Raw genomic sequence first — 21315 nt, forward strand, 5'->3', positions numbered from 1 at the left:
CGATCTCCTTGTCAGTTGTTTGGCGCGGCTATGCCGCCCAGGACGATGGCGAGGTATTGGCGGCCGACCTCTTCGGCGCTGAGCGGTCCTCCAGGCTGATACCAACGTACGGAGACCCAGGTGGTGTCCCGGATGAACCGGTACACCACGTCGACGTCGATGTCGGGGCGGAAGTAGCCCTGCTCGACGCCGGAGTTGAGGAGGTCGTGCCACATCTTGCGCTGCTCTTTGTTGCGCGCATCGACGAAGTCGAACTGGGGTAACGAGGACAGTCGCTTGGCTTCGTCCTGGTAGATCACCACTTGGGCGTGCCGGTGCTCGATCGCCTCGAACGACGCCATGAATAGGCCTTTGAGCCGTTCGAGCGGATTGGGTTCGGATTCGACGATCTGCTGATAGCGCGCGAAGAGCCAGTCCAGGAAGCCACGCAGGACCTCCTCGACCATCTGCTCCTTGCTCTTGAAGTGGTGATAGAGGCTGCCAGACAGAATGCCCGCCGAGTCGGCGATGTCGCGCACGGTGGTCGCGCGCAGGCCGCGTTCGGCGAACATCGTCGCGGCGAGATCGAGAAGCTCGTCGCGACGGCTGACCGGCTGCTCTGTCATGGGTGCTGGCTCGATACTGAAATCACTTCTCCGGTCAGATAACTGGAGTAGTCACTGGCCAGGAAGGCGATGGTGGCCGCGATCTCCCATGGCTCGGCCGCACGGCCGAATGCCTCACCCTCGGAGAGCCGGTCGAGCAGATCCGCCGAGCTGACCTTCTCCAGGAACTTGTGCCGCGCGATACTCGGCGACACCGCGTTGATCCGCACGCCGAATTCGACGGCTTCGATTGCGCTGCAGCGGGTCAGTGCCATCACACCGGCCTTGGCCGCGGCGTAGTGCGACTGCGAGTGCTGCGCGCGCCAGCCCAACACGCTGGCGTTGTTGACGATCACCCCTCCGTGTCCGGCCTCGCGGAAGTAACGCAGCGCGGCGCGGGTCGCCCGCATCACCGAGGTCAGGGTGACGTTGAGGACGCGGTCCCACTCCTCGTCGGCCATGTCGACGACCGGTGTTTGTCCGCCGAGTCCGGCGTTGTTCACCAGGACGTCAAGGCGTCCCATCCGGGCGGTGGTGGAGGCGATCAGCGCGTCGACCTGCGCGGTGGACGTGACGTCGCACACCACGGCTTCGACCCGCCCGAGGCCCAATTCGGCCAGCTGGTCCCGGGTTTCGCCGAGCCGGCGTTCATGGTGGTCGGAGATGACCACATCGGCGCCTTCGGCCAACGCGCGGCGCGCCGTGGCCGAGCCGATGCCGGTGCCGGCGGCCGCCGTCACGACGACGACCTTGCCGGTCAGCAGGCCGTGCCCGTCGATCTCCTTGGGGGCTTCGGTCAATGACGCCACTAGCCCTTCACCTCTCGCGGCAGGCCGAGCACGCGCTCGGCGATGATGTTGCGCTGGATCTCGTTGGAGCCGCCATAGATTGTGTCAGCCCGGGAGAACAGGAACAGGCGCTGCCACTCATCGAAGTCGCCGTCGGCCATCACCAGCCCGGACTTGCCCTCGATCTCCATGGCCAGCTCGCCGAGGTCGCGGTGCCAGTTGGCCCACAGCAGCTTCGACACGTTATCCATCCCCGGCTGCTCGACGTCCATGGTCGCGAGCGCATAGGAGCGCATGGTCTGCAGGCCCACCCACGCCCGGGTGAGCCGCTCGCGGATCAGCGGGTCGTCGATGGCTCCGTTGGCCTTGGCCAACTCGACGATGCCGGAAAGCTCACGGGCATAACGGATCTGCTGGCCGAGCGTGGAAACGCCCCGTTCGAAGGTGAGCGTCCCCATCGCCACCCGCCAACCGTCGCCTGGCTCGCCCACGACCAGATCGGCGTCGGTGCGGGCGTCGGTGAAGAACACCTCGTTGAACTCCGAATCGCCGGTCAACTGGATGATCGGGCGAATCTCGACGCCCGGCTGGTCCAGCGGCACCAGCAGGTACGACAGGCCGGCGTGGCGCTTGGAGCCCTTCTCGGTGCGCGCGACCACGAAGCACCACTGTGCCCAGTGCGCCAGCGACGTCCACACCTTCTGCCCGTTGAGCACCCACTTGTCGCCGTCGAGCACGGCTGTGGTGGCGACGTTGGCCAGGTCGCTGCCGGCGCCGGGTTCGGAGTAGCCCTGTGACCACAGTTCGGTGACGTCAAGGATGCGCGGCAGGAACCGCTGCTGCTGCTCGGGAGTGCCGAACGCGATCAGCGTCGGTCCGAGGAGTTCCTCGCCCAGGTGGTTGACCTTGTCGGGTGCGTCGGCCTTGGCGTACTCCTCGTAGAAGGCCACTCGGTGCGCCACCGACAGCCCACGGCCGCCGTGTTCCACCGGCCAGCCCAGACAGGTCAGCCCGGCGGCAGCCAGGTGACGGTTCCACGCCAGTCGCTCTTCGAAGGCCTCGTGCTCGCGACCCGGGCCGCCGAGGCCCTTGAGCGCGGCGTATTCACCGACCAGATTGTCGGCCAGCCACTCGCGGACCTCAGCCCGGAACTCCTCGACCGTTATCACCCTTGTAGGCTAACCTACCAAGCACTTGCTTTGTTAGCGCGGTGGCGATGTCCGCCCGTCTGACACTTCCAGAGGAGCCTCGATGACGAGCCAGCCGAGAACAACACCGGCGGTGTTGGACCGGATGGCCGTCGAGTACGCCGACCATCAGGCAGTGGTCACCGCCGAGCGCAGCTTCACCTTCGCCGAACTGCGTGACGAGGTACGCCGCACAGCCGCGGCGATGATCGGGTTCGGGGTGGCCGCCGGTGACCGCGTCGCCATCTGGTCGCCCAACACCTGGCATTGGGTGATCGCCTGCCTGGCCACGCATTACGCGGGTGCGGTGATGGTGCCGCTGAACACCCGCTACACCGCTGCCGAGGCCACCGACATCCTGGCCCGCACCGAGGCGCCGCTACTGTTCGGGATGGGCCGCTTCCTGGGCGCCGACCGCGTCGCCGACCTCGACCGTGCCGCGCTGCCCGCCCTGCGCCACATCGTCCGCATCCCGGTCGACGCCGACGACACCGGCCCGGCCGACAGCTGGGACGACTTCCTGGCTGGGCCGCGGGCACCGCTGTCCGAGGTCGACGCCCGCGCCGCGGCGGTGCGCCCCGACGACGTCTCCGACATCCTGTTCACCTCGGGCACCACCGGGCGCAGCAAAGGCGTGCTGTGCGCGCACCGGCAGTCGCTGGACGCCCCGGCCGCGTGGGCGGCGTGCGGCGAGCTCACCAGCGCCGACCGTTACCTGTGCATCAACCCGTTCTTCCACAATTTCGGCTACAAGGCCGGCATTCTCGCCTGCCTGCAGACCGGCGCAACCCTGCTCCCGCAACTGACCTTCGACCCCGAGCAGGCGATGCGGGTGGTCGCCGAACAGCGCATCACCGTGCTGCCCGGCCCGCCGACGATCTTCCAGACCCTGCTGGATCACCCCGCCCGCGCCGACTACGACCTGAGTTCGCTGCGGTTCGCGGTCACCGGCGCGGCAACGGTCCCGGTGGTGCTCATCGAGCGGATGCAGGCCGAGCTCGACTTCGACATCGTGCTCACGGCCTACGGCCTGACGGAGGCAAGCGGTTTCGGCACCATGTGTCGGGCCGACGACGACGCGGTCACGGTGGCGACCACCTGCGGGCGGCCGATCGCCGACTTCGAGCTGCGGATCGACTCGCCCGATTCCGGCGGCGCCGGCGAGGTGCTGCTGCGTGGGCCCAACGTGATGCTCGGCTACCTCGACGATCCGGCGGCCACCGATGCGGCGATCGACGCCGACGGCTGGCTGCACACCGGTGACGTCGGCACCGTGGACGAGGCAGGCAACCTGCGCATCACCGACCGGCTCAAGGACATGTACATCTGCGGTGGCTTCAACGTCTACCCCGCCGAGATCGAACAGGTGCTGGCCCGCCTGGACGGTGTCGCCGACGCCGCCGTCATCGGCGTGCCCGACGAGCGCCTCGGCGAGGTCGGCAAGGCGTTCATCGTGCGCCGCCCCGACAGCGACCTCGACGAGCAGGCGGTCATCGACTACACCCGACAGCACCTGGCCAACTTCAAGACACCCCGCTCGGTGGTCTTCGTGGCAACCCTGCCGCGCAACCCTGGCGGGAAAGTAGTCAAACCCACACTGCGAGAGATGGTTTGATGGATCTCAGTTACGACGACGCCACCGAAGCCTTCCGCGAGGAAGTGCGGACCTTCCTGGCGGACAACAAGGACTCGTTCCCGACGAAGTCCTACGACACCGCAGAGGGGTTCGCCCAGCACCGGCATTGGGACCGCGTGCTGTTCGACTCCGGCCTGTCGGTGATCACCTGGCCGGAGCGCTACGGCGGCCGCGACGCGAGTCTGCTGCAGTGGGTGGTCTACGAAGAGGAGTACTTCCGGGCCGGCGCGCCGGGGCGGGCCAGCGCCAACGGCACGTCGATGCTGGCGCCCACCCTGTTCGCGCACGGAACCGAAGAACAGCTCGACCGTGTCCTACCGAAAATGGCCAGCGGCGAGGAGATCTGGGCCCAGGCGTGGTCGGAACCGGAGTCCGGTAGCGACCTGGCGTCGCTGCGTTCGACGGCCACCCAGACCGACGGCGGCTGGCTGCTCAACGGCCAGAAGATCTGGAGCAGCCGGGCACCGTTCGGCGACCGCGCCTTCGGCCTGTTCCGCTCCGACCCCACCGCCGAGCGCCACCGCGGCCTGACCTACTTCATGTTCGACCTCAAGGCACCCGGGGTGACAGTGCGGCCGATCGCCCAACTGGGCGGCGACACCGGCTTTGGAGAGGTGTTCTGCGACAACGTGTTCGTCCCCGACAACGACGTCATCGGCAGCGTGCACGAAGGCTGGCGGGCCGCGATGAGCACGACCAGCAACGAACGCGGCATGTCGCTGCGCAGCCCGGCCCGATTTCTGGCGCCGGCCGAACGGCTCGCCACCGAGTGGCGGAACCGGGGTGCGGATCCGGCCTTCGCCGACCGGGTGGCCGACGCCTGGATTAAGGCCCAGGCCTATCGGCTGCACACCTTCGGCACGGTGACCCGGGTGGCCGCTGGCGGCGAGCTCGGTGCGGAGTCGTCGGTGACCAAGGTGTTCTGGTCGGATCTCGACGTGGCACTGCACCAGACCGCCTTGGAGCTGCGCGGCGCGGATGCCGAGCTCGCCGACTCCTGGAACGACGGCCTGCTGTTCGCCCTCGGCGGTCCGATCTACGCCGGCACCAACGAGATTCAGCGCAACATCATCGCCGAGCGGCTGCTCGGACTGCCCAGAGAACCGTCCGCGAACGCCGGGAAGAGCAAATGAGATTCGCACTCGACGAACAGCAGCGCGACTTCGCGGCCAGTATCGACGCCGCGTTGAGCGCCGCGGACGTCCCCGCCGCCGTCCGCGCCTGGGCACAGGGCGACACCGCACTCGGACGCAAGATCTGGTCGACGCTGACCGACCTGGGCGTCACGGCGCTGGTGGTGCCGGAGCAGTACGACGGGATCGGCGCCCACCCGATCGACCTGGTGGTCGCGATGGAGCGCCTCGGGCGCTGGTGCGTGCCAGGCCCGTTGACCGAATCCATCGCGGTGGCACCGGTTCTGCTCGCCGGAGAGGACCACGGGGCGGAGCGGTCGGCCGCCCTGGCCTCCGGGGAGCTGATCGCGACGGTGGCCCTGCCGCCGTCGGTGCCGCGCGCGGTGAGTGCCGACTTCGCCGGTGTGACGCTGCTGGCCCGCGACGGCCAGGTCGGCGACGCCACCGCCGGGGCCGGCCACGAATCCGTCGACCCCACCCGCACGCTCTTCGACATCACGGCCAGCGGGGACACCCGCCCGGCCGACGTCGAGCGGGCCTTCGAGTTCGGCGCACTGGCCACCGCGGCGCAACTGGTCGGCGCGGGCCAGGCCATGCTGGACATGTCGGTCGACTACGCCAAGCAGCGCAGCCAGTTCGGCCGCGTCATCGGCAGCTATCAGGCCATCAAGCACAAGCTCGCCGACGTCCACATCGCCGTCGAGCTGGCCCGCCCGCTGGTCTACGGGGCGGCGCTGTCGCTGGCTGACGGCTCGCCGGACATCGCGCGTGACGTCAGTGCCGCCAAGGCCGCCGCCTCCGACGCGGCCCTGCTGGCCGCGCGGTCATCGCTGCAGACCCACGGCGCCATCGGGTTCACCTCCGAGCACGACCTGTCGCTGTGGCTGCTGCGGGTCCAAGCGCTGCACTCCGCGTGGGGCGACCCGACCACACACCGGCGACGCGTGCTGGAGGCACTGGCATGACCTCCCTCGACGAACGGCAGATGCTGCGCGACACCGTTTCCGCGCTGGTCGACAAGCACGCGTCGGCGGCGGCGGTGCGCGCGGCGATGCAGTCCCCATGCGGGTATGACGAGGCGTTGTGGACCATGCTGTGCGAACAGGTCGGGGTGGCCGCCCTCGTCGTCCCCGAGGACCTCGGCGGGGCCGGCGGCGAATTGGCCGATGCCGCAGCTGTTCTCGAAGAGCTGGGCCGCGCCCTGGTACCCACGCCGCTGCTCGGCACCACGCTGGCCGAGCTGGCACTGCTGGCCGCCGTCGAAACTGGAGACGACCCCGACACCGGCATCCTCGAGCAGCTCGCCACCGGAGCGGTGATCGGCGCGGTGGTGTTCGACCCCGGCTACGTGGTCAACGGTGACATCGCCGACGTGGTGGTCGGCTGCGAGAACGGCGCGCTGACCCGCTGGACCGACGTCACCGCCGAGGCGGTCCCGACGATGGACCCGACCCGCCGGCTGGCGCGTCTGACCGCCGGGACGACCGCGGTGATCGGCACCGATCCCGGGTTGGCCGACCTCGCGGCGATCCTGCTCGCCGCCGAACAGATCGGCGCCGCCACCCGCTGCCTGGAACTGACCGTCGACTACACCAAGGACCGGGTGCAGTTCGGCCGTCCGATCGGCAGCTTCCAGGCGCTCAAGCACCGGATGGCCGACCTGTACGTCGCCGTGCAGTCCGCACGCACCCTGGTCGGTGACGCCGTCGCCCAGCCCGGCCCGACGGCCGCGGCGATGGCCCGGCTGGCGGCCAGCGAGGCGTTCAGCAAGGTCGCCGGCGAGGCCGTCCAGATGCACGGCGGCATCGCGATCACCTGGGAGCACGACATCCAGCTGTACTTCAAGCGCGCGCACGCCAGCGCCCAGCTGTTCGGGCCGCCGCGCGACCAACTGCGCCGGCTCGAAACCGAGGTGTTCTAACCTGAGTTCGGTGAAGGCCAGCTCGCTCGACCTGCCCCGTCCGATTGGTTATGTGCTCGGTGGGGGTGGCAGCCTCGGCGCGGTCCAGGTCGGCATGTTGCAGGCGCTCAGCGAGCGCGACCTGGGTCCCGACCTGGTCGCCGGCACTTCGGTGGGGTCGATCAACGGGGCGGTGCTCGCCTCGGACCCACTCGGAGCTGCCAACCGGCTCTCTCACGCCTGGGCGCGGATGACCCGGGAGAAGGTATTCCCCGGCGGGCTGGTCGCGCAGGCGCTGATGTTGCAGCGGGTCAAGACCCACCTGTTCCCCAACACGGGGCTGGCCGCCGTCATCGCCGATTTCCTGGGTCCGACGACGGACTTCGCCGATCTGGTCCTGCCGTTCGCCGCCGTCACCGTCGACGTCGCCACCGCGCAGCCGCACGTGCTGCGGGAGGGTCCGCTGCTGCCGGCGCTGCTGGCCAGCGCTGCCATTCCCGGCATCTACCCACCCGTCGACCTCGGCGGCCTGCGCCTCTACGACGGCGGGGTGGTGGCCAACGTCCCGATGCGCCAGGCCGTCGCGATGGGCGCCCGCTCGCTAGTGGTGCTGGACTGCTTCTTCCCCGGCCAGCTGCCGAGTTCGACCGACACCATCGCCGACATCCTCCTGTACACCGCGCTGGTAACCATGCACTCGCAGTCGGTGTCCGAGGCGACGCTGGTGGGGGAGAGCATTCCGGTGGTATACCTGCCCGGACCGGCGCCCCGGCTGGTCTCGCCGCTGGACTTCAGCCACACCGCCGAGCTGATCGAAGACGCCTACCTGGCGGCGCGACAGTTCCTCGAGGAGCTTCGGGTCGACGGGCCCGGGCTCTACCGCCAGCGGCCGCCGGAGAAAGGTGCTCTAGCGTGACCCCGGTGAACGATCGTGTCGCGGCGCGGGCTGGAATCCCACCGTTCTACGTGATGGACGTGTGGCTGGCCGCCGCCGAGCGACAGCGCATCCACGGCGATCTGGTGAACCTCTCGGCCGGGCAGCCCAGTGTCGGTGCCCCCGAGCCGGTGCGGGCGGCCGCGGCGGCGGCGCTGGAAGCCAATCAGCTGGGCTACACCGTCGCCCTGGGCATCCCGGAGCTGCGCGAGGCGATCGCCACCTCCTATGCCGACCGGTACGGCCTGGCCGTCGACGCCGACGACGTGGTGGTGACCACCGGCTCGTCGGGCGGTTTCCTGCTGGCCTTCCTGGCCTGCTTCGACCCCGGCGACCGGGTGGCGATCGCCAGCCCCGGCTATCCCTGCTATCGCAACATCCTCTCGGCGCTGGGCTGTGAGGTGGTGGAGCTCGCGTGCGGGCCACAGACCCGATTCCAGCCGACCGTGCAGATGCTCGCCGAACTGGACCCGCCGGTGCAGGGCGTGATCGTGGCCAGCCCGGCCAACCCGACCGGCACAGTGATCGGAGCCGACGAGCTCGCGGCGATCGCGTCGTGGTGCGACGAGACCGGGGCCAGGCTGATCAGCGACGAGGTGTACCACGGTCTGGTCTACCCGGGCGCGCCGGAGACGTCGTGCGCGTGGCAGACGTCTCGCAATGCCGTTGTAGCGAACAGCTTTTCGAAATACTTCGCGATGACGGGCTGGCGGCTGGGCTGGCTACTGGTGCCCCGCAAGCTGCGCCGGGCGGTGGACCGCCTGACCGGTAACTTCACCATCTGCCCGCCGGTGTTGCCGCAGTATGCAGCGGTGGCGGCGTTCACCCCAGAGGCCGTCGCCGAGGCGCAGGGTCACCTGCACCAGTACACCGCCAACCGGGAGACGCTGCTGAGCGGTCTGCGCCAGCTCGGCATCACCCGGCTAGCCCCCACCGACGGCGCGTTCTACGTCTACGCCGACGTGTCCGACTTCACCTCGGACTCGTTGTCGTTCTGCGAGAAGCTGCTCGCGGACACGGGATTGGCGATCGCGCCCGGCATCGACTTCGACACCGTGCACGGCGGATCGTTCGTGCGACTGTCTTTCGCGGGGCCTGCCGGTGACATCGACGAAGCGCTGCACCGGCTCGGCCCGTGGCTGGGCGCCTGAGCCTTCGGGATCAGCATCGACTGTGCGTCCATGGCGTCGACTGTGCGCCCACGGCAGCATTTCAGGAGACCGACAACCCAGGACGCACACTCGAAGCCGCCAACGCACAGTGAACTGCGGCTCAGCGGGCGCTCCACCCGCCGTCCATGGTGTAGGACGCGCCCGTCACCATCGCCGCGGCGGGTGAGGCCAGCCAGGCCACCAGGCTGGCGACTTCTTCGGGCTCGACCAGTCGCTTGATCGCGCTCTCGCTGAGCAGGATCTTCTCGACGACGTCCTGCTCGCCGATGCCGTGGGCGCGCGCCTGATCGGTAATCTGCTTGCTGACCAACGGCGTTCGCACATAACCGGGATTCACACAGTTGCTGGTCACCCCGTGCGTACATCCGGGGCAGCGCGGCACGGATCAACAGGAACGGCGCTTCGGCCATGAGCGCAAGCAGCATCTGGTATCGGCGTGCACCTGAACCTTGAGGTAAGTGATGGAGAAGGTGACCACCAGGTAGTACATGATGTTCTCCGCGACCCGAAGGCCCATCGCGGTGAAAACTCCACGCGGATAACGCTTCAGCACCTCGAATAGTCCGTAGGAGGTGGCCTTGACCTGTTCGGCCTCCCGCTGCGCCTCGACGAAGATCGGTGCATCGGTGACCTTGGTCCGCACGTAGTACCCAACGAGCACCACGACCGCCGAGAGCCAGAACGCCACCCGCCAGCCCCACGACAGGAACGCGGCCTCGGTCAGCGTCCCGGTCAGCGTCAGCAGCACCACCGTCGCGAGCATGTTGCCCACCGGGACTCCGGCCTGAGGCCAGCTCGCCCAGAATCCGCGATCGCGGTTGGGACTGTGCTCGGCGACCAGCAGCACCGCGCCACCCCACTCGCCACCGACCGCGAACCCCTGGATGAAGCGCAGCACGACCAACAACGCGGGCGCCCAGTAGCCGATCTGACCGAACGTCGGCAGGCAGCCCATCAGGGAGGTCGAGACGCCCACCAGCACCAGGCTGAACTGCAGCAGTTTCTTTCGTCCGTGCTTGTCGCCGAAATGGCCGAACACCACGCCACCCAGCGGGCGTGCCGCGAATCCGACCGCGTAAGTGATGAACGCGGCGAGGATCGCATCTAGGCCACGACGACCCGGCGCAGCCCGCTTGCCACGTTCGTCACGCTCATCGCTGCCCCCTCCTCGGCATCTAGTGCCCCTCGACTGCCCACCTGTGATGGCGGCCACACCCAACTGAGTATTGGCGCACGTCACGCCGGGGCGCAATGCCGAAATGCGCAGGATCGGTCTGCGAGAATGCAGATTGCGACGTGGGGTTCCGTCTCCCGGCGGAAGGTCGAGGCAGCTCGCCGGAACCGGCGCGCGCTGAGCCTAAATATTGCGGTGGAGCGCGGGAGCTGGTGGGCTCATCGCATGCCCTTCATCGACCACGACCGCGGCCGCGCCTATTACCGGCACTGGGCCGCGCCCCGGCCGCGAGCCGCCGTCATCTTCTTGCACGGCTTCGGCGAGCACACCGGGGTTTACCACCGATTGGGATTCTCGCTCAACGCCGCCGACATCGACCTGTGGGCCGTCGACCAGTTCGGTCACGGGCTGTCGCCGGGCGAGCGCGGGGATTTCGGCAGGATCGAGGACAGCTCGGCACTGGCAGACACACTGACCGAGCTGGCCGAGCAGGCGACACCGGATATACCCCTGATCGCACAGGGCCATTCCTTCGGAGCGGTGGTCACCCTGTTCCGGCTGCTGGCCAACCCCGAACGATATGCGGCGGCGGTGGTTTCGGGCGCGCCCTTGGTTCCGGTGCCCGAGCTTCTCGGCGGGGACTCGGTCGACCTCGACCCGAGCTGGCTTTCTGGCGACCCGTTCTATCTGGACGCCATGGAGAACGATCCGCTGGCGTTCGTCGACTCCGACGCGACGTCGCTGACCCGCGAGCTCGACCGCGCGTGGGACCACTTCGGTGCTGAGTTACCGAAGCTGACCGTGCCCACGCTGGCCATTCACGGCGAGCTCGACCCGATCGCACCCGTGAGTGCGCTGCGGGCCTACGCCGACGAGATCGAGGCGTTGCGGTTGCTGGAGTTCGCCGGCGCGCACCACGACATCCTCAATGAGACGGCGCACCGCGAGGTCGCGGCGGCGATCGTCGGCTACGTCGACGATGTGACGTAACGCTGCCGAGCGAGCCGGCTACAGCCAGGTGTCGGTAGTGGTGGTCGTCAGGAACGCCTCGAGGTCGTCGCGCCACTGGGCTGGGGTGTTCTTGTCCGGCTCGATACCGGTGTACTCACCCCGATAGAACAGCAGCGGGCGCGGCTTGACCTTCGGCACTTCCGAAAGGGATTGCACCGCACCGAAAACCACGAAGTGGTCGCCGCCGTCGTGCACCGAGGCCACCGTGCAGTCGATATGGGCCAGCGATCCGTCCAGCACAGGAGAACCCAGCGGCGAGAGGGTCCATTCGACGCCGGCGAACTTGTCGGGTTCCCTGGAACCGAATCGGGCGCATACCTCGCGCTGCTGTTCGGTCAGCACGTTGACACAGAACTTGCCGCTGGCCTCGATCGCCTGCCACGACCGCGACACCTTGGTGGGGCAGAACAACACCAGCGGCGGGTCGAGCGACAGCGCCGCGAACGACTGGCAGGCGAAGCCGACCGGCACTTCGTCGTGCACGGTGGTGATGATGGTGATCCCCGTGCAGAACTGGCCCAGCACGTGGCGGAACGTGCGGGGGTCGATCTCCGCGGCAGCCATCGGCTACTTGAATCCGACGGAGAAGTCGTGGCCCCACAGACTGACCGCGGTGCTCTCCCGCGCAACCCAGCCGTTGTCCTCGACCTGCAAACCCTCACAACCGAATTCGATATCGAAGCCACCGGGAGTCTTCATATAGAACGACAGCATCTTGTCGTTGGTGTGCCGGCCCAGCGTCGCCGACATCTTGACCTTGCGGCGGTATGCGCGGTCCAGACAGAGGCCGACGTCGTCGGAGTTCTCCACTTCGACCATTAGGTGCACGATGCCGGTCGGGTTCGGCATCGGCATGAAGGCCAGCGCGTGGTGGCGCGGGTTGCAGCCGTAGAACCGCAGCCAGACCGGGTCGCCGTCGGCCGGGCGTCCCGCAATCTGCGGGGGCAGGCTCATCGAATCGCGCAACCGGAAGCCCAGCACGTCCTGGTAAAACGCCTGTGCCGCAGCGTCATCGTCGCAGGTGAGCACGACGTGGCCCAGGCCCTGTTCGCCGGTCACGAACTTGTGGCCGTACGGGCTGACGAACCGGCGGCCCAGATACTGCGCCCCGTGGAACGCCTCCAGCACGTTGCCGGCCGGGTCGGAGAAACGGATGAGTCCCTCGACGCGCCGTTCGGACTTGTCCTCACGGGTGCCCTCGGCGAAGTCGACGCCCGCCTTGGCCAAGCTCTCGCGCAGGCTCTGCAGCGCCGCGGCGTCGGCGACTTCCCAGCCGGAAACCAGCAGCCGGTCCTTTTCACCGGGCACGATCACCAACCGGGCCGCGAACTCGTCCATGCGCAGATACAGCGCATCGGGGTTGGCCCCGTCGCCCTCCACCATGCCGAGCACTTTGAGCGCGAACTCTCGCCAGGCCGCCATGTCAGTGGCCTCGATCCGCATGTAGCCCAGCGCTTTCAGCGTCATGCCCCACCTCCGAGGAAATCAACGGTCAACTTGTTGAACTCGTCGAATTTCTCCAACTGAGCCCAGTGTCCACACTGTCCGAACACGTGCAGCTGTACACGCGGAATCTGCTTGAGCGCGACCAGGGCTCCGTCAAGCGGGTTGACCCTGTCCTCGCGGCCCCAGATCAGCAGTACCCGCTGACGCAGCTTGTACACGTCGCGCCACATCATGCCGAGCTCGAAATCGGCTCCGGCGAACGACTTTCCCATCGCCCGCGCGGCAGCCAGCGACTCGGGGGTACTGGCGATCGCGAACCGCTCCTCGACCAGTTCCGGGGTGATCAGCTTCTGGTCGTAGACCATGACGCGCAGGAACTTCTCCATGTTCTCCCGCGTCGGGTCGGCGGTGAACCGACCCAGCAGCTTGACCCCTTCGGTGGGGTCGGGCGCGAACAGGTTGACGCTCAGCCCGCCAGGGCCCATCAGGACCAGACGCCCCGCGCGGTCGGGGTTGTCCAGCGCGAAGCGCACCGCGGTCCCACCACCGAGTGAGTTGCCGACCAGGGCGGCGCGCTCGATCTTCAGATGGTCGAACAGATTGAGCAGAGCCGTTGCGCTGTAACGGTTGTACTGCTCGTGCTCGGTGCGCTTGTCGGAGTGGCCGTAGCCGGGCTGGTCGACGGCCAGCACGTGGAAGTGCTTGGCCAGCACCGGGATGTTTTTGGCGAAATTGGACCAGCTCGACGCGCCCGGACCCCCGCCGTGCAGCAGCACCACAGTCTGGGAGTGGCCGATACCGGCCTCGTGGTAGTGCAGCCGCATCGCGGATTCACCCGAACCGACCTCCGCGTAACGTGAGGTCGACTGATGAGTCAGCTCCTGCTGCTGTTCGGCTTCCTGGATGAAGGACGTCATCGATGTGGGCCGGTTACACCATCGTGTCGCCGAGCGGCAGCCCGAACTCCTGGTTGCCGAACATTACGTAGGCACGCTCGGCGTCGTTGGCGGCGTGCACCCGGCCGGCATGCGCGTCACGCCAGAACCGTTGCAGCGCAGTCTCGGTCTGCAGAGCCGTGGCGCCGGCGGCCTCGAAGAGCCGGTCGATGGCCAAGATGGCGCGCTGGCTGGCGCGGACCTGGTCGCGACGGGCCCTGGCGCGCAACTCCAGCGGGACCTCCTTGCCGGCACAGAGCAGGGCGTACTCGTCGGCGAGGTTGCCCGACAGCTGCCGCCAGGCGGCGTCGATGTCGCTGGCCGCCTCGGCGATGCGCACCTTGGCGAACGGGTCGTCCTTGGCCTTCTCACCGGCATAGGCGGCGCGCAGCCGCTTGCCCTGATGCTCGACGTGCGCGTCGTAGGCGCCGTAGGCCATGCCGACGATCGGAGTCGAGATGGTGGTCGGATGCATGGTGCCCCAAGGCATCTTGTAGACCGGGGCGGTATTGGCCTTCAGGCCGGGTGCGGTTCCGTCGCTCATCTGCTTGAACGACTGGAAGCGGTGGCGCGGCACGAAGACGTCCTTGATCTCCAGCGTCTTGGAGCCGGTGCCCTTCAGCCCGACCACATACCAGTCGTCGACGATCGTGTAGTCGCTGATCGGGATGAGGAAGCTGCCGAAGTCCACCGGACGGCCGTCCTTGATCACCGGGCCGCCGACGAAGGTCCAGCTGGCATGATCGCAGCCGGACGACCAGCGCCACGCACCGTTGACGATGTAACCGTCGCCGGCCTCGGTGACGACACCGGCACCCATCGGGGCGTATGACGAGGAGATCCGCACCGCGGGATCGTCACCCCAGACGTCCTCCTGGGCCTGCTGCTCGAACTGGGCCAGGTGCCAGTTGTGGACGCCGAGGATGCCGGTTGCCCACCCGGTGGAGCCGCAGGCACTGGCCACTCGGCGCACCGCCTCGAAGAACAGTGTCGGGTCGGCCTGCAGGCCGCCCCACTGCTCGGGCTGTACCAGCTTGAAGAATCCGACCTCTTCGAGTTCGGCAACGGTCGCGTCCGGGACGCGGCGCAGATCCTCGGTCTCCTGGGCGCGCCCGCGAATCGTCGGGAGCAGCTCGTCGATGCCGGCTAGAACCGTCTGCGCGTCACGCTGTTGAATGGACGTCACTGCAAGCCTCCCAGAATCTGCGTTACCGAACCCAAGACTAGAACACGTTACGATTTGTGTCGAGCAGCGGAAGCCTGCGGCTGGTAGCGGTATGCAATGCCGTTTCTGTAACCTGTTCTAGTTCGCATGAAGGAAGGCTAAGCAAGGTGACGCAGGTTCCGCCGGATGAGCCACTGGGCAGCCATGTGCTCGAGCTGGAAGTTCTCGACGTGGTCGAGGAGACCGCCGACGCGCGCTCGCTGGTGTTCGGCGTACCTGCTGGCGCAGACATCCCCGCCGAGCGGCTGCGCTACGCGCCGGGCCAGTTCCTGACGTTGCGCATCCCCAGTGATCGCACCGGGTCGGTGGCCCGCTGCTACTCACTGTGCAGCTCGCCGCACACCGACGACGCGCTGACCGTCACCGTCAAGCGCACCGTCGACGGCTACGCGTCGAACTGGTTGTGCGACCACGCCCACAAGGGCATGAAGATCCACGTGCTGGCCCCCTCGGGCACCTTCGTGCCGGCCAGCCTGGACGACGACTTCCTGCTGATCGGGGCGGGCAGCGGCATCACCCCCATGCTAGCCATCTGCAAGTCGGCCTTATCGGAGGCAAGTGGCCAGGTCACCTTGGTCTACGCCAACCGCGACGAGCGTTCGGTCATCTTCGCCGGGGCGCTGCGCGATCTCGCCGCCAAGTACCCCGACCGCTTCACGGTGGTGCACTGGCTGGAATCGGTGCAGGGCCTGCCGAGCGCGCCCGCGCTGAGCAAGTTGATGGCCCCCTACACCGACCGGCAGGCGTTCATTTGCGGTCCCGGCCCGTTCATGGCGGCGGCCCAAGCGGCCCTGTCAGCACTGTCCGTGCCGGCCAAGCAGGTGCACGTCGAAGTGTTCCGTTCCCTGGACACCGACCCGTTCGCGGCGGTGACGATCACCGACGACGGCGACGAGGCGCCCGCGACGGCCGTCGTCGAACTCGACGGCCAGACCCACACCGTGTCGTGGCCACGCAGCGCGACGCTGCTCGACGTGCTGCTGGACAAGGGTCTGGAGGTGCCGTTCTCCTGCCGCGAGGGGCACTGCGGGGCGTGCGCGGTGGTCAAGCGCAGCGGCGAGGTGCGGATGGACGTCAACGATGTCCTCGAGCCCGACGACATCGCCGAGGGACTGATCCTGGCCTGCCAGGCCAGGCCGGACTCCGACGCGGTCGAGGTCACCTACGACGAGTAGGCCAAGTCGCGTCCGTTCACGACAAGACTGGACTACCGCGGCAGTCCGAGCAGGCGTTCACCGGCCATCGTGAGCAGAATCTGCTCGGTGCCGCCGGCAATGGTCAGGCATCGGGTGTTGAGGAAGTCGTGCACGAAACCGTTCGCGCCGTCGCTGACCAGCCCGCCCGATTCACTGAGTTCCATCCGGAACTCCGCCAGCTCCTGCCGGTGCCGAACCCCGATCAGCTTGCGGGCGCTGGCTTGTGCGCTGGTGTCCTGACCGCTCACCGCCAGCTGCGCGATGCGCTGATCGAGCAGGGCGCCCGCCTGCGCAGACAGGATCAGTGCCCCCATCCGGTCCTGCAGCGCGGTGTCGAGTTCGCGCGCGGCCACCGCCCGCAGCATCTCCTCCATCGGGTTGCCCAGCGCGGTGCCCTGAGCCATGGCCACCCGCTCGTTGGCCAGCGTGGTGCGCGCCAATCGCCAGCCGTCGTTGACCTGACCGACCACCATCTCGTCGGGCACGAAGACGTCGTCGAAGAAAACCTCGTTGAACAGCTCGTCGCCGGTGATCTCCCGCAGCGGCCGGATCACGATGCCCGGCGAGCGCATGTCGACCAGGAAGTAGGTGATGCCCTTGTGCTTCGCCGCCTCGGGATCGGTGCGTGCCAGGCAGACACCCCAGTGCGCCTTCTGCGCGGCCGACGTCCACACCTTCTGTCCGGTGAGCTTCCAACCCCCTTCGGCCCGAACAGCTTTAGTGCGCAGCGACGCCAAATCCGAGCCGGCGCCGGGCTCGCTGAACAACTGGCACCAGATCAGCTCGCCGCGCAGGGTGGCCGGCACGAACCGGGTGATCTGCTCGGGTGTACCACCCTCGAGGATGGTCGGCACCGCCCACCACCCGATCACCAGATCCGGGCGCGCCACCCCGGCGGCGGCCAGCTCGGCGTCGATGAGCAGCTGCTCGGCCGGGGAGGCCTGGCGACCGTACGGTTTGGGCCAGTGCGGCGCGAGCAAGCCGCTGTCCGCCAGTGCGGGCTGACGCCGCTCGGCGGGCAGGGTCGCGACCTGGGCCACGGCCGCGGCGATCTCGGGCTGCAGATGGGCCACCGAATCCAGGTCGATATGCAGCTCACGACGCACTCCGGCCTGGGTCAGCGCAGCGACCCGGCGCAGCCACGCCGGGCGCCCGCCGAGGAACCGGCCGATGCTGTAGGCGCGGCGCAGGTACAGATGCGCGTCGTGCTCCCAGGTGATGCCGATACCGCCGAGGACCTGGATGCAGTCCTTGGCGTTGGCACTGGCCGAATCGATGCCGATGGCGGCGGCGATCGCGGCGGCGACGGCGAGTTGCTGGTCGTCCTCTCCCGATGCCGCGACCGCGGCGTCGGCCGCGGCGACGGCGGCCTGCTGAGAGCGCAGCAGCATCTCGGCGCACATGTGCTTGATGGCCTGGAAGCTGCCGATCGGCTTGCCGAACTGCTCGCGCACCTTGGCGTATTCGACGGCGGTGTCCAGCGTCCAGCGCGCCAGGCCGGCGGTCTCGGCGGCCAGCACGGTGGCAGCCAGGTCCTCGAACCTGCGGCGTGAGATCGCCAGCGTGGTCGCCGGCGCGGACTCCAGCGTCACTCGGGCCAGCGGCCGGGAGAAATCGGTGGCATCGAGCAGCTCAAGGCGCACCCCGTCGGCGGCGGCGTCGACCAGGACGACGTTCTCGCCCACCGGCAGTAGCAGCATGCCGGCGGCGTCGGCGCCCATTACGAAGTCGACGGTGCCCGACACCCGGCCGTTGTGCTCATCGAGATTCCCGACCAGCGCCACCCCGGCGGTGGTCTGGCCCGCGGCCAACGCGTCGAGCAGTTCGGGATCGGAGACGACCAGGGTGGCCAGCGCGGTCGTCGCCACCGGCCCGGGGATCAGCGCCCGAGCAGCCTCCTCGACCATCGCGCACAGGTCGGAGACGGTGCCGCCGGCCCCGCCTGCCTCCTCGGCGACCGCGACGCCGAACAACCCGAGCTCCGCTAGGCCGCGGTACAACGGCCGCCAGGCGTCCGGTGCCCCTTGTTCGACGTCACGGACCGCTGCCGGGGCACCGGCGGAGGCCGCCCAGCTGTGGACCAGCTCGCGGGCGGCAAACTGTTCGTCGGTGATGGTCGCAGACACCGTTGGCTCCTAGGTTTGGCACAGAAGGGCTGCTGAAAAGCGCGCACGCCCACTAGAACGTGTTCTAATAGTGCCAGCGATCCAGCGTCAAGTCGACTGGCATCGCAGCAGCACACACGGCTGTAGTGGGGGATCGAGAGGTGCGCGACGCACTGTAGCGATGCGTATCGTTTCCTCCAGTACACCCACGGAAGGAGCTGACCGTCCCATGTCATCGCCAGCGCAGAAGTCATCGCCCGGCGGTACGGGGTCGCAGCCACGTGAGGTTCTGCCGGTATCGGTGCTGGCCGAATCCGAGCTCGGATCCGAAGCACAGCGCGAACGCCGCAAGCGCATCCTCGACGCCACGATGGCCATCGCCTCCAAGGGCGGCTACGAGGCCGTGCAGATGCGAGCGGTCGCCGACCGTGCTGACGTCGCCGTCGGCACCCTCTACCGGTACTTCCCCTCCAAGGTGCACCTGCTGGTCTCGGCGCTGGCCCGCGAGTTCGAGCGCATCGACGGCAAGACCGATCGCGCGGCGGTCGCCGGCGGCACACCGTTCCAGCGGCTGAACTTCATGGTGAGCAAGCTCAACCGGGCCATGCAGCGCAACCCGCTGCTGACCGAGGCGATGACGCGCGCCTACGTGTTCGCCGACGCGTCCGCGGCTGGTGAGGTTGATCACGTGGAGAAGATCATCGACAGCATGTTCGCCCGCGCGATGAGCGACGGTGAACCGACCGAAGACCAGTACCACATCGCTCGCGTGATTTCCGACGTGTGGCTGTCGAATCTGCTGGCGTGGCTGACGCGTCGCGCCTCGGCAACCGATGTCAGCAAACGTCTCGACCTTGCGGTGCGACTGCTCATCGGCGACGAGGGCGAGCCCGGCCCCGCGTAGGGTCGGTGCCGTGGGTGAGCTTGAAGACGACTTGCGCCAAGCGCTGACCGACGCTGCCCGGGTCGGCCGACTTCTGGTGGCCTCGGACTTCGACGGCACTATCGCACCGATCGTCGCCAATCCGGCCGACGCCCGTCCGCTGCCGGCTGCCGCCGCCGCGCTGGCCGAATTGGCGGCGCTGCCGGCCACCAGCGCCGCGTTGATCTCCGGGCGCGCGCTGCGCGATCTGCGGGTGTTGTCGGGCGCCCCGGCCGGCGTGCACCTGGTCGGCAGCCATGGCTCGGAATTCGACGCCGACTTCCTCGACGCCGTCGACGACAAGGCGCGTGCGCTGCTCGCCGACCTGGAACAGACCATGGCCGCGCTGGCGCAGCGCTACCCGGGCACCACGATCGAGACCAAGCCCGTCAGCGTCGCGTTCCACGTCCGCAACGCCTCCCCCGAGCACGCCGAGCAGGCACTGGCCACCGCGCTGGACGCCGTGCGGGGCTGGGATGTTCACGTCACCGAGGGCAAGGCGGTGCGCGAGTTCGCGGTGATCGACACCGACAAGGGCGAAGCATTGACGCTGCTGCGCCGGCGCGACGAGGCCGACGTGGTCGTGTTCTTCGGCGACGACGTCACCGACGAGAAGGGGTTCGCCAGGTTGCAGAGCGGCGACGTCGGCGTCAAGGTCGGTTCGGGCGACACCCGCGCGACCTACCGGGTGCAGACCCCCGACGACATCGCGGCGGCCCTGCAATTCGTCTGCGACGAACGCCGGCACTTCCGGAGCTAGCCGGCTCAGCCCGGTGCGCCGGCGGTGCGACCCCGCACCAATTCGGTGGGCAGCATGTCGACGACGGGCATGCCGTCGCGCGGCGGGTTGTGCAGCAGCCGCCCGGCCCGCTTGCCCTTCTCCAGGCTGGGCTGCGACACCGTCGTCAAACCTCTGCTCAGCGCGTCGGGGATACCGTCGAACCCGGTGACCGTCATCTGTCCTGGAACGTAAATGCCATGTGCGCGTAGATAATCCATCGCCGACAATGCGAGCACGTCGGTGGTGCACATCAACGCGGTGATGCGTGGATTGGCCTGCAACGCCAGCTCGGCGGCCACTGCTCCCGAGGCCGGCAGATGCTGGTAGCTCTCCACGATGGTCAGCGACTCGGGCGGGAGGCCGGCGGCGGCCATCGCGTCGCCCACACCGGCGATGCGCTCGGTCTGCACGTGGAACTGCGACGCGGACAACCGATCTGCGGTGACCAGTCCGGCCGCCTGACCGGCGACCTCCCGCTCGGCGCCCAGCCGCATGGCCAGCAGGCCGATCTCCCGGTGGCCGAGACCGAGGACGTAGTCGGCGATCTCGCGCATCGCGTTGCGGTCGTCGATGCAGACTCGGGAGGCACCCGGGACGTCCTTGGGCTGGTCGACGACGACGATCGGGACGTGCCGCTGCAGCACGGTCTGCAGGTACGGGTCGTCGTCCGCGGCGGCGTAGACCACGAAGCCGTCCACTCCCGCGGCGAGTACCGCATTGGTGCCGTCGGACAGGCTGCGCCCCGGTCCGGCGGCGACCAACAACAGCCCCTGACCGGACTCTTCACACGATTCGGCAAGTCCGGCAACGAAATTCAGCGCCGCGGGATCGCTGAACGCATACGTCAGCGGCTCGGTGATGACCAGCCCCACCGCACCGGCCCGGCGGGTGCGCAGCGAGCGGGCCACCGGATCCGGGCCGGGGTAGCCCAGCCGCTTGGCGGTGGCCAACACCCGGTCGCGCAGATCGGCCGACAGCTGGTCGGGGCGGTTGTAGGCGTTGGAGATCGTGGTGCGCGAAACCTTGAGTTCGGCGGCCAACGAGGCCAGTGTCGCCCTCCGCCGCGGCGTCGGACTTCTGGACATGCTCTGTGAGGCTAGCGCATCGGCTTGCGCTAACTGGGGAGTGATGGCCTACAGTCTAATGGAAACGGTTTTCATTTGTGTTAGCTCGGTGGGTATGGAGA

19 protein-coding genes and 2 pseudogenes are annotated in these 21315 nt (G+C 68.3%); 10 read left to right on the forward strand and 11 right to left on the reverse strand.

Translation table 11 applies throughout. The features are described 5' to 3' along the window. Positions 1-11: 11 nt before the first annotated feature. The 3 genes from kstR2 to ipdE1 are packed head-to-tail and all read right to left on the reverse strand — an operon-like array spanning position 12 to position 2541. Complete coding sequence (kstR2, locus tag ACXDF8_RS09035) at positions 12-605, reverse strand: TetR family transcriptional regulator KstR2 (protein WP_457222911.1); 594 nt, start codon at positions 603-605, stop codon at positions 12-14. Then, positions 602-1393, reverse strand: a complete 792-nt coding sequence (gene ipdF / locus ACXDF8_RS09040; protein ID WP_457222912.1) for a (5R,7aS)-5-hydroxy-7a-methyl-1-oxo-2,3,5,6,7,7a-hexahydro-1H-indene-carboxyl-CoA reductase — start codon at positions 1391-1393, stop codon at positions 602-604. The genes kstR2 and ipdF overlap by 4 nt, the downstream gene beginning before the upstream one ends. Beyond that, positions 1393-2541: an acyl-CoA dehydrogenase IpdE1 gene (gene ipdE1, locus ACXDF8_RS09045; protein WP_457222913.1), complete on the reverse strand. Its 1149-nt coding sequence runs from the start codon at positions 2539-2541 to the stop codon at positions 1393-1395. The genes ipdF and ipdE1 overlap by 1 nt, the downstream gene beginning before the upstream one ends. 82 nt (positions 2542-2623) lie before the next feature. On the opposite strand from ipdE1, the gene fadD3 reads away from it, so the two are divergent. The 6 genes from fadD3 to ACXDF8_RS09075 are packed head-to-tail and all read left to right on the forward strand — an operon-like array spanning position 2624 to position 9313. Next, a complete protein-coding gene (gene fadD3 / locus ACXDF8_RS09050) occupies positions 2624-4174 on the forward strand; it encodes a 3-((3aS,4S,7aS)-7a-methyl-1,5-dioxo-octahydro-1H-inden-4-yl)propanoate--CoA ligase FadD3 (protein WP_457222914.1) in 1551 nt (516 codons plus the stop codon). Then, on the forward strand, positions 4174-5328 hold the full coding sequence (locus ACXDF8_RS09055; protein ID WP_457222915.1) for an acyl-CoA dehydrogenase family protein: 1155 nt from the start codon (positions 4174-4176) through the stop codon (positions 5326-5328). The genes fadD3 and ACXDF8_RS09055 overlap by 1 nt, the downstream gene beginning before the upstream one ends. Beyond that, positions 5325-6293 carry an acyl-CoA dehydrogenase family protein gene (locus ACXDF8_RS09060; protein WP_457222916.1) on the forward strand — a complete coding sequence of 323 codons (969 nt, stop codon included), beginning with the start codon at positions 5325-5327 and terminating at the stop codon, positions 6291-6293. Before ACXDF8_RS09055 ends, ACXDF8_RS09060 begins: the two co-directional genes overlap by 4 nt. Beyond that, positions 6290-7249 carry an acyl-CoA dehydrogenase IpdE2 gene (ipdE2, locus tag ACXDF8_RS09065; RefSeq protein ID WP_457222917.1) on the forward strand — a complete coding sequence of 320 codons (960 nt, stop codon included), beginning with the start codon at positions 6290-6292 and terminating at the stop codon, positions 7247-7249. The genes ACXDF8_RS09060 and ipdE2 overlap by 4 nt, the downstream gene beginning before the upstream one ends. 10 nt (positions 7250-7259) lie before the next feature. Next, positions 7260-8144, forward strand: a complete 885-nt coding sequence (locus ACXDF8_RS09070) for a patatin-like phospholipase family protein (RefSeq protein WP_457222918.1) — start codon at positions 7260-7262, stop codon at positions 8142-8144. Positions 8145-8149: 5 nt separating this feature from the next. Further along, positions 8150-9313, forward strand: coding sequence for a pyridoxal phosphate-dependent aminotransferase (locus tag ACXDF8_RS09075; RefSeq protein ID WP_457222919.1), 1164 nt, complete (start codon positions 8150-8152; stop codon positions 9311-9313). Between the two features lie 121 nt (positions 9314-9434). On the opposite strand, the pseudogene ACXDF8_RS09080 reads toward ACXDF8_RS09075, so the two are convergent. Continuing rightward, positions 9435-9768, reverse strand: a pseudogene (locus ACXDF8_RS09080) (SDR family oxidoreductase); the annotation flags it as partial. Then, a pseudogene (locus ACXDF8_RS09085) lies at positions 9750-10442 on the reverse strand (MFS transporter); the annotation flags it as partial. The pseudogenes ACXDF8_RS09085 and ACXDF8_RS09080, both read right to left, overlap by 19 nt. 291 nt (positions 10443-10733) lie before the next feature. Here ACXDF8_RS09085 and ACXDF8_RS09090 point away from each other — a divergent pair. Beyond that, positions 10734-11498, forward strand: a complete 765-nt coding sequence (locus tag ACXDF8_RS09090) for an alpha/beta fold hydrolase (RefSeq protein ID WP_457222920.1) — start codon at positions 10734-10736, stop codon at positions 11496-11498. Positions 11499-11516: 18 nt separating this feature from the next. Here the strand turns inward: ACXDF8_RS09090 and hsaB are convergent, their stop codons facing one another. The 4 genes from hsaB to hsaA are packed head-to-tail and all read right to left on the reverse strand — an operon-like array spanning position 11517 to position 15086. Beyond that, positions 11517-12083, reverse strand: a complete 567-nt coding sequence (gene hsaB / locus ACXDF8_RS09095) for a 3-hydroxy-9,10-secoandrosta-1,3,5(10)-triene-9,17-dione monooxygenase reductase subunit (protein WP_457222921.1) — start codon at positions 12081-12083, stop codon at positions 11517-11519. A 3-nt stretch (positions 12084-12086) separates the two neighbouring features. Beyond that, a complete protein-coding gene (hsaC, locus tag ACXDF8_RS09100) occupies positions 12087-12986 on the reverse strand; it encodes an iron-dependent extradiol dioxygenase HsaC (RefSeq protein ID WP_457222922.1) in 900 nt (299 codons plus the stop codon). Then, positions 12983-13882 carry a 4,5:9,10-diseco-3-hydroxy-5,9,17-trioxoandrosta-1(10),2-diene-4-oate hydrolase gene (hsaD, locus tag ACXDF8_RS09105; protein ID WP_457222923.1) on the reverse strand — a complete coding sequence of 300 codons (900 nt, stop codon included), beginning with the start codon at positions 13880-13882 and terminating at the stop codon, positions 12983-12985. The genes hsaC and hsaD overlap by 4 nt, the downstream gene beginning before the upstream one ends. 13 nt (positions 13883-13895) lie before the next feature. Next, the gene (gene hsaA / locus ACXDF8_RS09110; protein WP_457222924.1) at positions 13896-15086 is read right to left on the reverse strand and encodes a 3-hydroxy-9,10-secoandrosta-1,3,5(10)-triene-9,17-dione monooxygenase oxygenase subunit; all 1191 of its coding nucleotides are present in this window, start codon (positions 15084-15086) and stop codon (positions 13896-13898) included. A gap of 146 nt (positions 15087-15232) precedes the next feature. Between hsaA and ACXDF8_RS09115 the strand changes: the two genes are divergently transcribed. Then, positions 15233-16300 carry a 2Fe-2S iron-sulfur cluster-binding protein gene (locus tag ACXDF8_RS09115; RefSeq protein ID WP_457222925.1) on the forward strand — a complete coding sequence of 356 codons (1068 nt, stop codon included), beginning with the start codon at positions 15233-15235 and terminating at the stop codon, positions 16298-16300. Between the two features lie 32 nt (positions 16301-16332). On the opposite strand, the gene ACXDF8_RS09120 is transcribed toward ACXDF8_RS09115, so the two are convergent. After that, positions 16333-18447, reverse strand: coding sequence for an acyl-CoA dehydrogenase family protein (locus ACXDF8_RS09120; RefSeq protein WP_457222926.1), 2115 nt, complete (start codon positions 18445-18447; stop codon positions 16333-16335). A 208-nt stretch (positions 18448-18655) separates the two neighbouring features. Between ACXDF8_RS09120 and kstR the strand changes: the two genes are divergently transcribed. Next, complete coding sequence (kstR, locus tag ACXDF8_RS09125) at positions 18656-19330, forward strand: cholesterol catabolism transcriptional regulator KstR (protein ID WP_457222927.1); 675 nt, start codon at positions 18656-18658, stop codon at positions 19328-19330. A 10-nt stretch (positions 19331-19340) separates the two neighbouring features. Continuing rightward, positions 19341-20108 (forward strand): trehalose-phosphatase, encoded by a 768-nt coding sequence (otsB, locus tag ACXDF8_RS09130; protein ID WP_457222928.1) that lies wholly within the window; start codon positions 19341-19343, stop codon positions 20106-20108. Positions 20109-20113: 5 nt separating this feature from the next. On the opposite strand, the gene ACXDF8_RS09135 is transcribed toward otsB, so the two are convergent. After that, on the reverse strand, positions 20114-21214 hold the full coding sequence (locus ACXDF8_RS09135) for an Rv3575c family transcriptional regulator (protein ID WP_457222929.1): 1101 nt from the start codon (positions 21212-21214) through the stop codon (positions 20114-20116). Positions 21215-21315: the final 101 nt, after the last annotated feature.

Source organism: Mycolicibacterium sp. CBM1 (genome assembly GCF_054073305.1).

Excerpts from the sequence above, each read along its gene's own strand:
- kstR2 (WP_457222911.1), bottom strand. The coding sequence starts at position 605 with ATGACAGAGCAGCCGGTCAGCCGTCGCGACGAGCTTCTCGATCTCGCC.
- fadD3 (WP_457222914.1), top strand. The coding sequence starts at position 2,624 with ATGACGAGCCAGCCGAGAACAACACCGGCGGTGTTGGACCGGATGGCC.
- ACXDF8_RS09055 (WP_457222915.1), top strand. The coding sequence starts at position 4,174 with ATGGATCTCAGTTACGACGACGCCACCGAAGCCTTCCGCGAGGAAGTG.
- ACXDF8_RS09060 (WP_457222916.1), top strand. The coding sequence starts at position 5,325 with ATGAGATTCGCACTCGACGAACAGCAGCGCGACTTCGCGGCCAGTATC.
- ipdE2 (WP_457222917.1), top strand. The coding sequence starts at position 6,290 with ATGACCTCCCTCGACGAACGGCAGATGCTGCGCGACACCGTTTCCGCG.
- ACXDF8_RS09090 (WP_457222920.1), top strand. The coding sequence starts at position 10,734 with ATGCCCTTCATCGACCACGACCGCGGCCGCGCCTATTACCGGCACTGG.
- hsaB (WP_457222921.1), bottom strand. The coding sequence starts at position 12,083 with ATGGCTGCCGCGGAGATCGACCCCCGCACGTTCCGCCACGTGCTGGGC.
- hsaC (WP_457222922.1), bottom strand. The coding sequence starts at position 12,986 with ATGACGCTGAAAGCGCTGGGCTACATGCGGATCGAGGCCACTGACATG.
- hsaD (WP_457222923.1), bottom strand. The coding sequence starts at position 13,882 with ATGACGTCCTTCATCCAGGAAGCCGAACAGCAGCAGGAGCTGACTCAT.
- kstR (WP_457222927.1), top strand. The coding sequence starts at position 18,656 with ATGTCATCGCCAGCGCAGAAGTCATCGCCCGGCGGTACGGGGTCGCAG.
- ACXDF8_RS09135 (WP_457222929.1), bottom strand. The coding sequence starts at position 21,214 with ATGTCCAGAAGTCCGACGCCGCGGCGGAGGGCGACACTGGCCTCGTTG.